At 61.3% G+C, this 13,495-nt stretch carries 14 protein-coding genes; 9 read left to right on the top strand and 5 right to left on the bottom strand.

The features are described 5' to 3' along the window. Positions 1 to 232 precede the first annotated feature (232 nt). Positions 233 to 718: a GNAT family N-acetyltransferase gene (locus FNZ07_RS08440; protein ID WP_091015463.1), complete on the bottom strand. Its 486-nt coding sequence runs from the start codon at positions 716 to 718 to the stop codon at positions 233 to 235. Positions 719 to 1,036: 318 nt separating this feature from the next. Here FNZ07_RS08440 and FNZ07_RS08435 point away from each other — a divergent pair, with 318 nt between their 5' ends. The 3 genes from FNZ07_RS08435 (at position 1,037) to FNZ07_RS08425 (ending at position 3,595) form a co-directional block, all read left to right on the top strand. Further along, entirely contained in the window at positions 1,037 to 1,699 is a 663-nt protein-coding gene (locus tag FNZ07_RS08435) for a GntR family transcriptional regulator (RefSeq protein ID WP_091015905.1), read from the top strand. After that, positions 1,683 to 2,951 carry a dicarboxylate/amino acid:cation symporter gene (locus FNZ07_RS08430; protein ID WP_091015460.1) on the top strand — a complete coding sequence of 423 codons (1,269 nt, stop codon included), beginning with the start codon at positions 1,683 to 1,685 and terminating at the stop codon, positions 2,949 to 2,951. Before FNZ07_RS08435 ends, FNZ07_RS08430 begins: the two co-directional genes overlap by 17 nt. A gap of 107 nt (positions 2,952 to 3,058) precedes the next feature. After that, a complete protein-coding gene (locus FNZ07_RS08425) occupies positions 3,059 to 3,595 on the top strand; it encodes a hypothetical protein (protein ID WP_143098118.1) in 537 nt (178 codons plus the stop codon). 5 nt (positions 3,596 to 3,600) lie between these two features. Here FNZ07_RS08425 and FNZ07_RS08420 read toward each other — a convergent pair whose 3' ends face one another. Continuing rightward, positions 3,601 to 4,809, bottom strand: a complete 1,209-nt coding sequence (locus tag FNZ07_RS08420) for an MFS transporter (RefSeq protein ID WP_143098117.1) — start codon at positions 4,807 to 4,809, stop codon at positions 3,601 to 3,603. A gap of 142 nt (positions 4,810 to 4,951) precedes the next feature. Here FNZ07_RS08420 and FNZ07_RS08415 point away from each other — a divergent pair, with 142 nt between their 5' ends. Together FNZ07_RS08415 and FNZ07_RS08410 are read left to right on the top strand one after the other, a co-directional pair. Continuing rightward, positions 4,952 to 5,977: an AraC family transcriptional regulator gene (locus FNZ07_RS08415; RefSeq protein ID WP_407670684.1), complete on the top strand. Its 1,026-nt coding sequence runs from the start codon at positions 4,952 to 4,954 to the stop codon at positions 5,975 to 5,977. Between the two features lie 36 nt (positions 5,978 to 6,013). Further along, a complete protein-coding gene (locus FNZ07_RS08410) occupies positions 6,014 to 7,297 on the top strand; it encodes a cystathionine gamma-synthase family protein (protein ID WP_091015455.1) in 1,284 nt (427 codons plus the stop codon). Positions 7,298 to 7,431: 134 nt separating this feature from the next. Here the strand turns inward: FNZ07_RS08410 and FNZ07_RS08405 are convergent, their stop codons facing one another. Further along, positions 7,432 to 8,190: a dimethylarginine dimethylaminohydrolase family protein gene (locus tag FNZ07_RS08405; protein ID WP_091015452.1), complete on the bottom strand. Its 759-nt coding sequence runs from the start codon at positions 8,188 to 8,190 to the stop codon at positions 7,432 to 7,434. Positions 8,191 to 8,219: 29 nt separating this feature from the next. Beyond that, positions 8,220 to 8,651, bottom strand: coding sequence for an Lrp/AsnC family transcriptional regulator (locus FNZ07_RS08400; protein ID WP_091015450.1), 432 nt, complete (start codon positions 8,649 to 8,651; stop codon positions 8,220 to 8,222). 368 nt (positions 8,652 to 9,019) lie between these two features. On the opposite strand from FNZ07_RS08400, the gene argG reads away from it, so the two are divergent. From argG to FNZ07_RS08380, 4 genes are all read left to right on the top strand, one after another. Beyond that, complete coding sequence (gene argG / locus FNZ07_RS08395) at positions 9,020 to 10,354, top strand: argininosuccinate synthase (RefSeq protein WP_091015448.1); 1,335 nt, start codon at positions 9,020 to 9,022, stop codon at positions 10,352 to 10,354. A 37-nt stretch (positions 10,355 to 10,391) separates the two neighbouring features. After that, a complete protein-coding gene (locus FNZ07_RS08390) occupies positions 10,392 to 11,186 on the top strand; it encodes a hypothetical protein (RefSeq protein ID WP_091015898.1) in 795 nt (264 codons plus the stop codon). Between the two features lie 62 nt (positions 11,187 to 11,248). Further along, positions 11,249 to 11,992 (top strand): SDR family NAD(P)-dependent oxidoreductase, encoded by a 744-nt coding sequence (locus tag FNZ07_RS08385; protein WP_091015445.1) that lies wholly within the window; start codon positions 11,249 to 11,251, stop codon positions 11,990 to 11,992. Positions 11,993 to 12,111: 119 nt separating this feature from the next. After that, positions 12,112 to 12,753 (top strand): DsbA family oxidoreductase, encoded by a 642-nt coding sequence (locus FNZ07_RS08380; protein WP_091015442.1) that lies wholly within the window; start codon positions 12,112 to 12,114, stop codon positions 12,751 to 12,753. On the opposite strand, the gene FNZ07_RS08375 is transcribed toward FNZ07_RS08380, so the two are convergent. After that, entirely contained in the window at positions 12,725 to 13,273 is a 549-nt protein-coding gene (locus FNZ07_RS08375; protein WP_091015439.1) for a DinB family protein, read from the bottom strand. The genes FNZ07_RS08380 and FNZ07_RS08375 overlap by 29 nt on opposite strands. Between the last annotated feature and the right edge of the window lie 222 nt (positions 13,274 to 13,495).

Genomic DNA, 13,495 nt, shown 5'->3' with positions numbered 1-13,495 from the left:
GAGCACGGCGTAGTGGTGAATTGTAAAATACGAGGAATGAAAGCGATGATGAGGCCGGCTGTTTTCCCGTTGAAAGCCGGAAGTAAAGCGTGCATTTCGCCGCAAGCAGATCTGTCTGTTTATCGCAGGAAAAACCCGGTGGTCCTTTTGCCGTGCTCAATCGTCCAGGTACAGCGTTTCCACCGATATTTTTTTGACATTTTTTCAACCTGCCGCAGTCCCGGCAACCCAATCATTCGACGTCCGGCGCAGGTTTGCCCGGCAGCACGTAGTGCATTTCATAGAACAGCACCCCGGCTCTTGACGGTAGCGTGAACGGCGGCGACGACGACGCAAAACCGATCGAATCGTAGAATCCCAGCGCGCTTTCTCGTGCGGTGCACCAGACCAGTCGTCCACCTTTATGCTGTGCGTGATCGATACACAGCTTGATCATCAGACGGCCAAGGCCGTATCCCTGCCACTTCGGCTCGACGGCGACCCCTCGCAGGCGCCACGCCGTATCTCCCGGCGAACCTGGAAACGCTTCCTGACATACGGTTGCAACAGCAACGATTGCATCCTGATCGTAGACGGCCAGATGCAGGGTCGACGCCTCATCGTCACCGCGAAAATGGCTAGCCTCTGTATTGCCGTCCAGCAGGATCGTGCTTCGAAGTGGAAAAACCCGTTCTGCGGAAACGGAACGGATTGAGAAAAGCGATCGGTCAAACGACATAACGAGAGTCCCCCTGTCATCAAACAAAATTAACCGAGCTTTTACGAATCCACAACATCATTTATATGATCCGCACATACACATTCGCGCCCGCAAACCCACGCGCAGTATCCTGCGGTATCCAATACGCACACGCTGGTATCGCCAACAATCCTGGCGGATACCCCGACGCTATGCGCCTTAAATCAAGACACGCCCGTTATTCCTGAGACTGCTTTTTTCGGTGAAAATAACGGTTGCACGTTGTCCGCAAGAGCGTAATCATCTCTGCAAATCCTTTTGCCATCCATGTGAAAAACTCCACTGAGATCTCAGATGATGGAAGCGCCACAATCCGATACTCAGGCCGCCTACATCCAGATTCGCTCGCGAATACTCGACGGGCGGCTGGCGCCCGGCGACCCGGTATCGCCCCGAAGCATAGCCGACAACCTGATGCTTGGACACACGCCGGTCCGCTCTGCGATACAGCGCCTGATCGTCGAAGGGCTGGTCGAGGCCATCCCCAAGAAAGGAACCTACGTCACCGCACCGACCACCAACGATCTACGCGAAATTTTCGAGGTGCGCCTGGCTCTCGAGAGCACGGCCGCCTACCTGGCTGCGGCGAACGGCCCAACCGACGGCCTGAACCACGCGATGGAGGAATTGCTGCGGCTGCTCGATCAGCAATCGACCAACGTAATGGCCGAGCAGCGCCACGGCTGGGTATTCCATCAGGAGATGTTCGCTGCCTGCCGGAACGAACGACTGTTCACGACTTACAAGGTGCTGCGGGCGCAGACGGGACCGGCGCTCAACGAACTACAGCACCACGACGCGGCCACGGTGCGGCGCGGAACGCTGGAGCATCTGAATATCTATAAAGCAATCAAGGCGAAAGAGCCGGAAGAAGCACGCCGGCATATGTGGAATCACATCGTCGATGCAACTGATGCACGAATTAATTTAATCCGGACGCAACATGAATCTGCCAAATAATCGAAAAAGAATATCAATGCCGTTACAGATGCTGGCGGGGCTTGGGCTCGGCATCGTCTTTGGACTCTTCGTGCCGGGGATCAGCACGAAGCTCGCGTTTATCTCCACGATTTTCGCGCATGGGATCAAGATGGTCGTCATGCCGCTGATTCTTTTGTCCGTCACGCTGGGGACGTTTCGGGCTGGCGTGCAACGCGCGCACCTCGGTAAGACTGCCCTCTGGAGCATCGTGTTTTTCGTGATCATGACGCTGCTGGCGAGCTCGCTGGGACTCGGGCTCAATCTGCTGTTCCGCCCAGGCCTCGGGGCCAGCCTCGCAGAGACTGCCGCAATGCCGGCGAACCTCGCGGGGGGTATCGACTGGACGAAGTTCCTCGTGGATATGGTGCCGGCGAATATCGTCGGTGCGCTGGTCGAAGGTAATGCGTTGCCGGTGCTTGTCTTCGGCGTGTTGCTGGGATCGGCGCTCTCGGTGGTCGAAGATCGCGCGGCGCCGCTGGTGGCGGTTCTCGAGTCGTTTCTGGCCGCGCTGTTCAAGATGATCGAATGGGTCATCGCGCTGTCGCCGTTCGCCGTGTTCGCCAGCATTGCCTGGTTGCTGGCGTCGAAAGGCGTGTCCGCCATCACACCGCTGATCAAGCTGCTCGGCATCGCGTATCTCGGCATGGCCGTCCTCGCCATCGTGCTCACGCTGATCCTCAAACTGATCGGCCTGTCGCCGCGCGCGGTCATCAAGCAGGTCAGCGAACCGCTGATCCTCGCGTTCAGCACACGGTCCTCGGAAATCACCTTCCCCGTGCACCTGAAGAGGCTGACGGAAATGGGTGTTCCGCAGTCCGTCGCGTCGACCATCCTGCCGCTTTCGTACATCTTCAATCGCGATGGCGCGGTGCTATATACGGCGCTCGCAGTCGGTTATCTGGCGGACGCCTATCACCTCGCATGGAGCTGGCCGGTGATGTTCACCATCGTCGTGCTGACCATCATCACGATCGACGGTGCGGCCAACGTTCCGTCGGGTGCCATCGTCGCCATCACAGCCATTCTCTCGGCGGTCGGTTTGCCGGCCGAAGCCGTGCTGCTGATCCTCGGCATCGACGCATTCTTCGACATGGGACGTACCGCACTGAACGTGTACGCAAGCACCGTTGCGACTGCGGTTGCCATGCGGATTTCTGGCGAGCCCTACAGCGGGCCCGCAACCGACGAGCGAACGGCTGGACCGTTGGGCTCGCTGCGTGAAAACACGTAACGGGATGACTTGAGACAGCGCGAGAGCAGAGAAACCAGAGCGGTCGACGCAGGTGTTGCGAACACCCGCATCGACCTAACCACGGATGATTTTTGAGGAGCTACACCATGGCTGCCCGTGTTCTACGGCAAGCTCGAAACCGCGGAGCAACGTCCAGTGCGGCACCGGTCGCGCGTCTGCGGCCCGTGTATAGAGAGCAGACAAACCGCCTGCGGGCTGCGCCGTCGCGCCAGCACAGCAGCACTGCGCTGGCGGACCCCTTCACCAGTCTGATGCGGGCCGAGGGCGCGATCCGTGCGTCGGTCGGCGAGCGCGGCGCCGGGCGAAGCGTATCGCGCCACGGCCTCTCGCCGGCACTGATGCACGAACTGACGACGATCTGGGAACAGGCACACACGGCCCACGCAAAGGGCGGCGACCCGGTACTGGGCGACGTCGCCGACCAGCTCGCGACGATCATCTGCGATTGCGGCAACGACGCGGTGCCAGGCGATGTCGCCGACCGGATCGCGACGATCATCGGCGATTGTCGCGGCGCGCTTGCAGCTGCATCGGCGCTGCCAGGCACCATGGACAGGTCGTCGAAAGGCACGTGCCAGTCAGGCACCACAGACCTCGCCGACGACTTGCAGCAACGTGGCTAGTGAGGTTACCCCCGGTGTGCCGCCGCATTGGCCGGCACACCGGAAAGTATCGCAAGCACGGCCACGACCAGCACTGCGGCACTTCCCATGAACACGCCCTTCGCCCCGCTCACGTCGAACACGACGCCACCCGCTGCCGCGCCTATTGAGATCGCCAGCTGAACGGCCGCGACGATCAGGCCGCCCGCGCTTTCCGCCTCATCGGGTACGGTCCGCGTGACCCAGGTGGACCACGCCACCGGCACGCCGCCGAACGCCACGCCCCATAGCGCGATCAACACAGCATCGGCGACCGGCGCACGCCCCAGGCTGACGAGCGCCACACCGATCAAGATCATCGCCGCCGGCATCGCAATCAACGTCAGTCGCAGGTTGCGTTCGAGCAGCCGGCCAGCCAGCGACGTACCGACGAAGTTCGCCACGCCGTAGCCCAGCAGAATCCCTGACAGGCCGTTCACGCCGACGCCCGACACGGTCTCCAGAAAAGGCCGCAAGTAGGTGAAGAACGCGAAGTGTCCGGTGAACACCAGGATCGTGGCGAGCATGCCGAGTCCGACCGTCGGTCGCATCAGCACGTCGATCAGTGTGCGTAGCCGCGTCGCTCCGTTCGGCGCCATCTTCGGTAAGGTGGCGGCCTGCCAGACGAGCGCGAGCACGCCGAGCGCGGCTGCGATCAGAAACACGCTGCGCCAGCCGATCAGGTTGCCGAAGTAACTACCGAGCGGCGCGGCGGCAATCGTCGCGACAGACACGCCGCTGAAGATGATCGACAGCGCGCGCGGCACCATCGCTGGCGGAACGAGCCGCATCGCGGTCGCCGCCGACATCGTCCAGAAACCGCCAAGCGCCACGCCGAGCAGCACGCGTCCGATCAGGATGGCCGGCAGGTTCGTGGCGAAACCGACCACCAGGTTCGACGCGATCAGCAACATCGTGAATGCGAGCAACACGCGCCTCCTGTCGATGCTGCGCGTCAGCGTGGCGGTCAGCAGGCTCGTTACGAGTGCGACGGCCGCGGTCATCGTGACCGCCTGCCCCGCCACGCCCTCGGTCACGCCGAGGCTCGACGCGATCGGCGTGAGCAGGCTGGCGGGCAGAAACTCCGCCGTGACCAGGGCAAAAACGCCGAGCGTCATCGAGAAGACGGCACCCCACGCCGGTTTCTCGCCCTGCTCGACCGATAAGGCCTCCGCGACCTGGATAGTGGTGTCCATGCTTCGTTGCGCTCCGAATACGGGTTTACTCGATGAGGGCACAGTGTAAGGATAAGCGGCAGGACGGTCTATGACATAAAATCCGCTATCCTTGATCTATCGTCCGGACCCGATACTGTCCACACCACTCGGGGATTTGAAGATGACTTCGCAGGTGACGCATATGCCGCAGCAATCCGATTCCCACGACCTCATCAGCGATCTGCTGCTCGGCATGCGCCTCTTTGGCGTGCGCTACCGACGCATTCAGGTCGCACGCCCGTTCGGTATCGCCTTCGGTACCGTGCCGGGGCGAGCCCAGTTTCACTTTGTCGGTCGCGGGCCGGTTGTACTGCGCACGGCCAGCGAGACCTACCGGCTCGAAGCCGGCGACGCGCTGTTGCTGCCGCATGGCGCCGCACACGAACTGCTCTCCGCACTGGACGTGCCGAGCCGCGCGATCACTGCGTTCGAGACCGCACCGCTATGCGATTCCGTGACTCAGGTCGACACCGCGAAACACGGTGCCCCCGCGGACACAAGCAAAGGAAAAGACGCAAGCGAAGCATCCGCCGGCGCCGACGACGCATTGATCTTCAGCGGCTGCATGGAGCTCGATCTGGGCGGCATGCAGCCGCTCGTCGCCGCGATGCCCGAGGTGATGCATGTCGGCACGCTGCTCGAACGCTACCCGGAAATCCGGCCGATGCTCGATGCCATGGAACGCGAATCCTGCGGCGAACGAGCGGGCTTCGCCGGCATCCTCGCGCGGCTTGCGGATGTCATCGCCGCGTTCATCGTGCGCGGCTGGGTCGAGTGCGGCTGCGGCGACGCAACGGGCTGGGTGCAGGCCCTGCGCGATCCGCGCCTCGGTCGTGCGATCGTCGCGTTGCATCGCGATCCGGGCCGCAACTGGACAGTCGCGGAACTGGCCTCCGAGATGGGTCACTCGCGCTCCGTCTTCGCCGAGCGTTTTCTGGCTGCAACGGGCATGACGCCGGTGCGCTATCTGACCGAATTGCGCATGCGTCTCGCATCGCAATGGATCACCCGCGATCGCGAATCGATCGAAACGGTTGCGTATCGCCTGGGGTACGGTTCGCTCGCAGCTTTTAGCCGCGCCTTCAAGCGCGTCGTGGGACAATCGCCGGGCGCAGTGCGCGCGCAGGATGTAGCGGCGGTCGACTAAAAACGCCGAACCGTACAATCTCAAGTGGAGCCATCAATGGCCTATCGCAACTACCATAAGCGCACGATCGCCGGCCGCGATCTGCATCCCGAGACACAGATGATGTCGTATGGCTACGATCCCTTCCTCTCGGAAGGCTCGGTCAAGCCGCCTGTGTTTCTGACATCGACGTTCGCGTTCCGTACCGCGGAGGACGGCGCCGACTTCTTCGATATGGTCTCCGGTCGCAAGCCCTCGCCGGAAGGTGAAAGCGCGGGGCTCGTCTACAGCCGTTTCAATCATCCGAATCTGGAAATCGTCGAGGACCGGCTCGCGCTGCTCGACGGTTCCGAATCGGCCGTGGTGACGTCGAGCGGCATGTCGGCGATTGCCGCGGTGCTGCTCGCATTTCTGCGCCCGGGCGACTGTGTCGTGCAGTCGGCCCCGCTGTACGGCGGCACTGAAACGCTGATCTCGAAGTTTCTTCCCGAATGGGGCATTACCGCGCAGGTGATCGACGACGGTCTGTCGACGGATGCGATTCGCGACGCACTCGAAGCCGCCGCGAAAAGAGGCCACGTGCGCATGTGCTACATCGAGACGCCGGCCAATCCGACCAACGCGTTGTTCGATCTCGAAGGATTGCGTCGCGAGATCGATGCGTTCGAAACGCGTCACGGCTATCGTCCGCTTTCGGTGTGCGACAACACGATGCTCGGGCCGCTGTACCAGAAGCCGGTCAAGCAAGGCATCGACCTCTGCGTGTATTCGCTGACGAAGTACGTCGGCGGACACAGCGATCTCGTCGCGGGTGGCGTGACAGGTACGCGCGCCCTCGTCACCAAGGTGCGCGGCATTCGCAGCTCGCTCGGCTCGCAACTCGATCCGCACTCGTCGTGGATGATCACGCGTTCAATGGAAACGCTCGTGCTGCGGATGGAAGCCGCTGCGCGTAGCGGCACCGCCGTCGCACGATGGCTTGCGGACAATCCGCATCGGCCGGTTAAGGTATTGCACTCCGAACTGAACGATGATCCAGCGTACCAGGCCGTTTATCGACGGCAATGTACGGGGCCGGGATCGACGTTTGCGTTTGTGCTCGATGGTGGTCGTGAACAGGCGTTCAGGTTTATCAATGGTCTGACGCTGTTCAAGTCGGCGGTCAGTCTGGGCGGCACGGAATCGCTGATCTGTCATCCGGCGTCGACGACGCACTCGGGCGTGCCGGCCGCGGCGCGCGCCGCCGCGGGGGTGTCCGAGGGATTGATTCGCGTCTCGGTTGGACTCGAGCACCCGGACGATCTGATCGCCGATCTGTCGAATGCGCTGGAGCATTGCTGAGCGTGTGACGGCGCCTCGCCGGCCACGGCCGTGCGAGGCGCCTCGCATCTAAACGCTCATGTTCCGATGAGTCCCAATGAGCCCCGATGGTCCGGCAAACGTCCTATCGTATGGAATCGTTGCGCCGGACCCGGTTAGAACCGCAGCGACAGGCACGTTAATCCGCCATCCATCTTGTGGAATTCGCTCGCGTCGAGCACGTGCACCGGCATATCGAGCGCAGCGATCTTCTCGTGCACGCGCGGATAACCGGCAGGCGTTAGCAGCGCACCGTTAACCGGCAGCGTGTTGCACGCATATTCGTCGGCGGTGTCGATCACGATCCGGCGAAAACCATCGAACGCGCGATGCCCCGCGAGCGCCTCGGTCACGAGCAGCACATCGTCGCCAAGATAGTTGAGCACCGATTTCAGATGCAGCCCGGCTTCGAGAGGAATCGCTTCGACGGTGTAGCCGTGTGGCGCGACGAGTGCCTCGAACGCGGCGATACCGGCCGCATCCGTGCGACCCGACAGTCCGATGTAAAAACGTTTGTCGACCTGCATCACATCGCCGCCGTCAAGCCGCCCGTCATGCATCGGTAGCAAGCTACGATGCGCAGCAAGCGGCGTAGCAATCGAATCGATCTCGCCGCGCCGCGCGGGTGCGCCGGGACGCGTGATGACCGCGAATTCCGCGGTGACAACGGCGACGTCCTCGACGAAATGGCCGTCCGGAAATGCGTCGAGCGTCGGCAGTTCGATCAGTTCGACACCGAGCGAACGAAACGCGTCGCAGTAGGCCTGGAATTGCGTCAGTGTCCTGGCGTAGTCGGGGGCACCCGACTGCGCAGTGGTGAGGCCCGCGCCGCACGATGCAGCGGGACAACGGACGATTGCCTTCGTGAAATGCATCGAAAATCCTCCTGACCGGTTCGGCAAACTCACGCCTTGTGCGTTGAAAGCAAGATGCTCGTCTCAGTGGTCGCGATCCCATCGATCAAACGAATCGTCCCAAGAACGCGATCGAAGCTCTCCAGCGAATCCGCCTGCAGCTCCGCGACCATGTCCCAACGGCCGTTCGTGCTATGAATCGTCGCGACGTTCGGGTGACCGCGCAGCACCTTGACGACCGACGCGGCCCGATTGCCCTGCACGGCAATCGACATCAGCGCGCGGATCCGGTGGCGCTCCGCGCTCGCCTTCAGCCGCACCGTATAGCCGACGATCACACCGCCCTGTTCGAGTCGCGTCATCCGGTTCTGCACGGTCGCGCGCGCGACCCGCAGTTCCTTCGCAAGCGCGACGACCGGCAGCCGCGCATTGTCGCGCAGCAGCGCGATGAGTTGCCGGTCGATGTCGTCGAGCGCAATCATGTGTGCGTCCTCATGGTGGAGCGAAGCCGGTCGGCACAATGGAGCGCTCCGGCATAAGGTGTTTGCAGTACTGGCCGCGTTGATCGCGCCAGCACGAATCGATCATATTGCCGGCGCAATGTAGCATTTTGCTTATTTTATCGACAAAACTGACACTATTGCCGGCTTTTTGCTGGCCAGAATTTTAGAAATAATGCGTCTATCGAGCGGGGCACACGGCCGTGGACAAGTAACAGGCCATCGATAACGGATTCGACAACGACACCGAGATCGCCGAAAATCGTCCATTGAATCAGCCCTATCGAGCCGCATCGCGCCGCAACCTCATCCTTTAGTTCTTGCGTCACCTTCAACCAGGCAATCCTCAGATGACTACTATTCTCGAAAGCCTTCCGCTGCAACAACGCGTGGGCATCGCGTTCTCCGGCGGCCTCGATACCAGCGCGGCGCTGCACTGGATGCGCATCAAAGGCGCCGTACCGTACGCGTACACGGCAAATCTGGGCCAGCCCGACGAGCAGGATTACGACGAGATCCCGCGCAAGGCGATGCAATATGGCGCGGAAAATGCCCGCTTGATCGATTGCCGGGCCCAGCTCGTCGCTGAAGGCATTGCGGCGTTGCAGTCGGGCGCGTTCCATATTTCGACGGCCGGCGTGACCTATTTCAACACGACGCCGATCGGCCGCGCTGTAACGGGCACCATGCTCGTCGCCGCGATGAAGCAGGACGGCGTGAATATCTGGGGCGACGGCAGCACCTATAAGGGCAACGACATCGAGCGGTTTTATCGCTATGGCCTGCTCGTGAACCCGGACCTGAAGATCTACAAACCGTGGCTCGATCAGGCGTTCATCGACGAACTCGGTGGCCGCGCGGAGATGTCCGAATTCATGCACAAGGCAGGATTCGGCTACAAGATGTCCGCAGAAAAAGCCTATTCGACCGACTCCAATCTGCTCGGCGCGACGCACGAAGCGAAGGATCTCGAGAGCCTTGAAAGCGGCATCCAGATCGTCAACCCGATCATGGGCGTGGCGTTCTGGCGCGACGACGTGCAGATCGCGCGCGAACAGGTCACGGTCCGTTTCGACGAAGGCCGGCCGGTCGCACTGAACGGCGTCGAGTTTACGGATGCGGTCGAACTGCTGCTCGAAGCAAACCGTATCGGCGGACGTCACGGACTCGGCATGAGCGATCAGATCGAAAACCGGATCATCGAAGCGAAGAGCCGCGGCATTTACGAAGCACCGGGGCTCGCACTGCTGTACATCGCGTACGAACGCCTCGTCACGGGCATCCACAACGAAGACACGATCGAGCAGTATCGCGAAAGCGGTCGCCGGCTCGGACGTCTGCTGTACCAGGGTCGCTGGTTCGATCCGCAGGCGATCATGCTGCGCGAAACAGCACAACGCTGGGTCGCCCGTGCGATCACCGGCGAAGTGACGATTGAGCTGCGTCGCGGCAACGACTATTCGATCGTGAACACCCGCTCGCCGAACCTCACCTATCAGCCCGAACGGCTGTCGATGGAAAAGGTAGCGTCGACGTTCTCGCCGCGCGACCGGATCGGGCAGTTGACCATGCGAAATCTGGATATCACCGACACGCGCGACAAGCTTCAGGTCTACGCCAAGGTCGGTTTGCTGACACCGGGTGACACGTCGGCTCTGCCGGAACTGAAGGACGACAGCAAGTAAGCAAGGCAAATAAGCGGAGCCCGCGACGATGACCGGCATGCTTGCGCTCAAGCTCACGCTCGTCCCGCTGTTTCTGCTCATCGTCTCGATGTCGGGTAAGTGGTGGGGGCCGGCCATCGCTGGGTGGCTGGCCGGTCTACCCGTCGTAGCCGGTCCGATTCTTTATCTTCTCGTCCTCGCGCACGGCCCGGTTTTCGGTGCGCGTGCGGCGATACTTTCTCTCTCTGCGATCCTCGCGTCGGAAGCGTTCAACTTCGCTTACGCATGGACGTGCCGTTCGCGTCCGTGGCCGGTTGCGCTCGTTGCCGGTCTCTGCACGTGGTTCGTTTGCGCGTTTGCCCTTTCGTTTCTACCGACATCGCCGATATGGGCTGCTGTTGTGGCGTTTGCCGCGGTCTGCTTCGGCCAGTCGTTTTTGCCGCGTAGCGCGGCTGTCGCGGCGGGGTCGCCGCTCACACGCTCCGATCTGATCGGCAGAATGGTTGCCGGCGCAACGCTTACGATCGTGGTGACGTCGCTATCGGGGCGGATGGGCCCCACGTGGAGCGGTTTGTTCGCAGTCTTCCCGCTGCTTGGAACCGTCCTGTCGGTATCGTCACATCGCGCGCACGGGCCCGATTTTGTCGTGTCGTTGTTGCGCGGCATGGTGCTCGGCAGATTTTCGTTTGCCGCGTTCTGTTTGCTTCTGTCGTTCGCGTTGCTGCATCAGCCTGCCGTCGTGGCGTTTGCAGAAGCTGCCGCGCTAGCGATGCTGGTGCAATGGAGTAGCAGGAAAATTGCGCTGGCGTGGCGTGCGAACCTCGACAAGCAACGTGCGGTTACGACAGCGTAGTCGTTCAAACCGAACTCACCCGTACGAAGTCGGTCGATCTAAAAACCATCTCTCGCACCGCCATGAAAACTTCGCTGCCCGTTGCGCTTGTCACTGGTTCGACTTCCGGTATCGGTGCTGCGATCGCCCGCCGGCTCTCAATGGATGGATACGCCATCGTCCTGCATTCGCGCAGTTCGGTCGAAACGGGACGCGCGCTCGCCAGTGAACTCGGCTCCGCCACGTACGTGCAAGCCGATCTCGCCGATGACGCGGACCGCGTGAAGTTGATTCGGGAAGCCATTGCCGCGTGGGGTCGACTCGATGTGCTGGTGAACAACGCAGGAATCAGCCGCGTTATCCCTCATGCCGATCTCGCTGCGGCCACACCGGACGTGTGGCACGAGTTGCATGAAGTCAACGTGGTCGCGCCGTTTCGTCTGGTGGCGGAAGCTGAAGCGGCGCTGCGCGAAGCTGCTACACGTGGAAAACCGGGTTGCGTCGTGAACGTAAGCTCGCATGCCGGGGTTCGGCCCAAGGGCGCGTCTATTCCTTACGCAGCGAGCAAGGCCGCGTTAAACCATGTGACCCGTTTGCTTGCTGTGTCGCTGGCGCCTGCTATCCGCGTGAATGCGGTCGCTCCTGGGCTCGTGGATACGCCTCTCACGGCGGACTGGACGCAAGCGCAGCGGCTCTGGAAAGAGCGAGCACCGATGCGCCGGGCAGCGAGTCCCGAAGACATCGCTCAGGCGGTGTCATTGCTGGTCGCCTCGGACTATCTGACGGGCGAGATCCTTCTTTCGGACGGCGGGCTCAATCTCACGTAGCACGCGCATGCGGGACCATCCGGGCGTCACTGCAAGAATCGGCGTTTCGAGCTAACCTGTGCGGAAATTCAGTGCGATGCCAGCCTGGCTGCACTGCACGTTATCCCGTCAGGAAAGCAATGAAACAAACCATCACCATCGATCTCGTCTCCGATGTCGCCTGCCCATGGTGCGCAGTCGGCCTGTCTTCGCTCCAGCTCGCACTATCGCGCCTCGACGAAACGGTCGACGCGCAAATCGCCGTGCATCCGTTCGAACTGAATCCGCAGATGGGACCCGGTGGCGAAGCCATCGTCGACTATCTCGGCAAAAAATATGGACGCACACCGGAACAGATCGCCGAATCGCAAGCGATGATCCGCGAGCGCGGTGCGAGCGTCGGCTTCGTGTTCGGATCGCGCGATCACGTCTACAACACGTTCGATGCACACCGCCTGATGCATTGGGCCGGCATTCAGGGCAAGCAGGTGCCGCTCAAAATGGCGCTGCTGCGCGCCTATCATTCCGACGGTAAAGACCCGAGCAATCACGAAGTGCTTGTCGAAGCGGCGCAATCGGTAGGGCTCGATGCGGAAGACGCGCGCGGTGTGCTGCAAAGCGGACAGTATGCCGACGAGGTTCGCGCAGAAGAACGCAAATACCAGGCAATGGGTATTCAGTCGGTACCCGCGTTCATCTTCAACAATCGCTACCTGGTGAGCGGCGGGCAACCGGTCGAAGCGTTCGAACAGATCATCGAACGGGTTCTGGCGGAAGCGTAGTGTGCCGTTCGCCCGGCAAAGCACGACGCGCGGGCTCGACTTCGTGCAGATAGCCAGTAAAAGTGTCCCGCGGTGAGGACGTCGTGAGCTGAGTCAAGATTCGGCCGACTTCGCCGCGGTGGTATCCGGCGTGCGTGACGACATGTCCAAGCATTTCCTCGCGCGACATTCGCCCAGGCGTTCCGTCTGTGAAGAGAAACTCAATCGCTTCGGTGAGTTCCGTCTCGCCCAGACGTTCAACGTACGCGATATACCACTGATCCGTTTCCGTGATCGCTCTCGATAAATCGTCCAGTTTCGGCGCCTCGGCCGTACCTGTGTTCGTATAGGCGTGCCGCACGCGCTGAAGATTCGCGACGAAAATCCGATCGACGACGTGGGCGTGATTGAGGATGCTAACCGCCGTGTAGTACTCGTCGTTTGGCGACTCATCCTCAAGCCTGGCCAGCCCTGCAATCAGCCCTTCGTCGGCCCATGCCTTGTAGCGGAATAGAGAAATCAGAAGCGCTCGTGCACTCATTGTGGCTTTCCAGAATGGCGTGTTGCTTCGGGGTTGATAGAGAACCCGACGTTAGCAGGCCGTGCGGATTTCCAGACATTGAGAACGACGAACAGGGATTAGCAAAAACCCTAATGTCTTGGTGCGTCGCACTTAAGATAGCGTTCGCGTATGAATTGTTTATTCATATGCGAACTTCAACATAAAAATCCGAGAACTAGCCACACCCCTTTATCGATAAAT

The organism is Paraburkholderia megapolitana (assembly GCF_007556815.1).
Lineage (GTDB): Bacteria > Pseudomonadota > Gammaproteobacteria > Burkholderiales > Burkholderiaceae > Paraburkholderia > Paraburkholderia megapolitana.
This window is presented reverse-complemented; position numbering and strand designations above follow the sequence as displayed.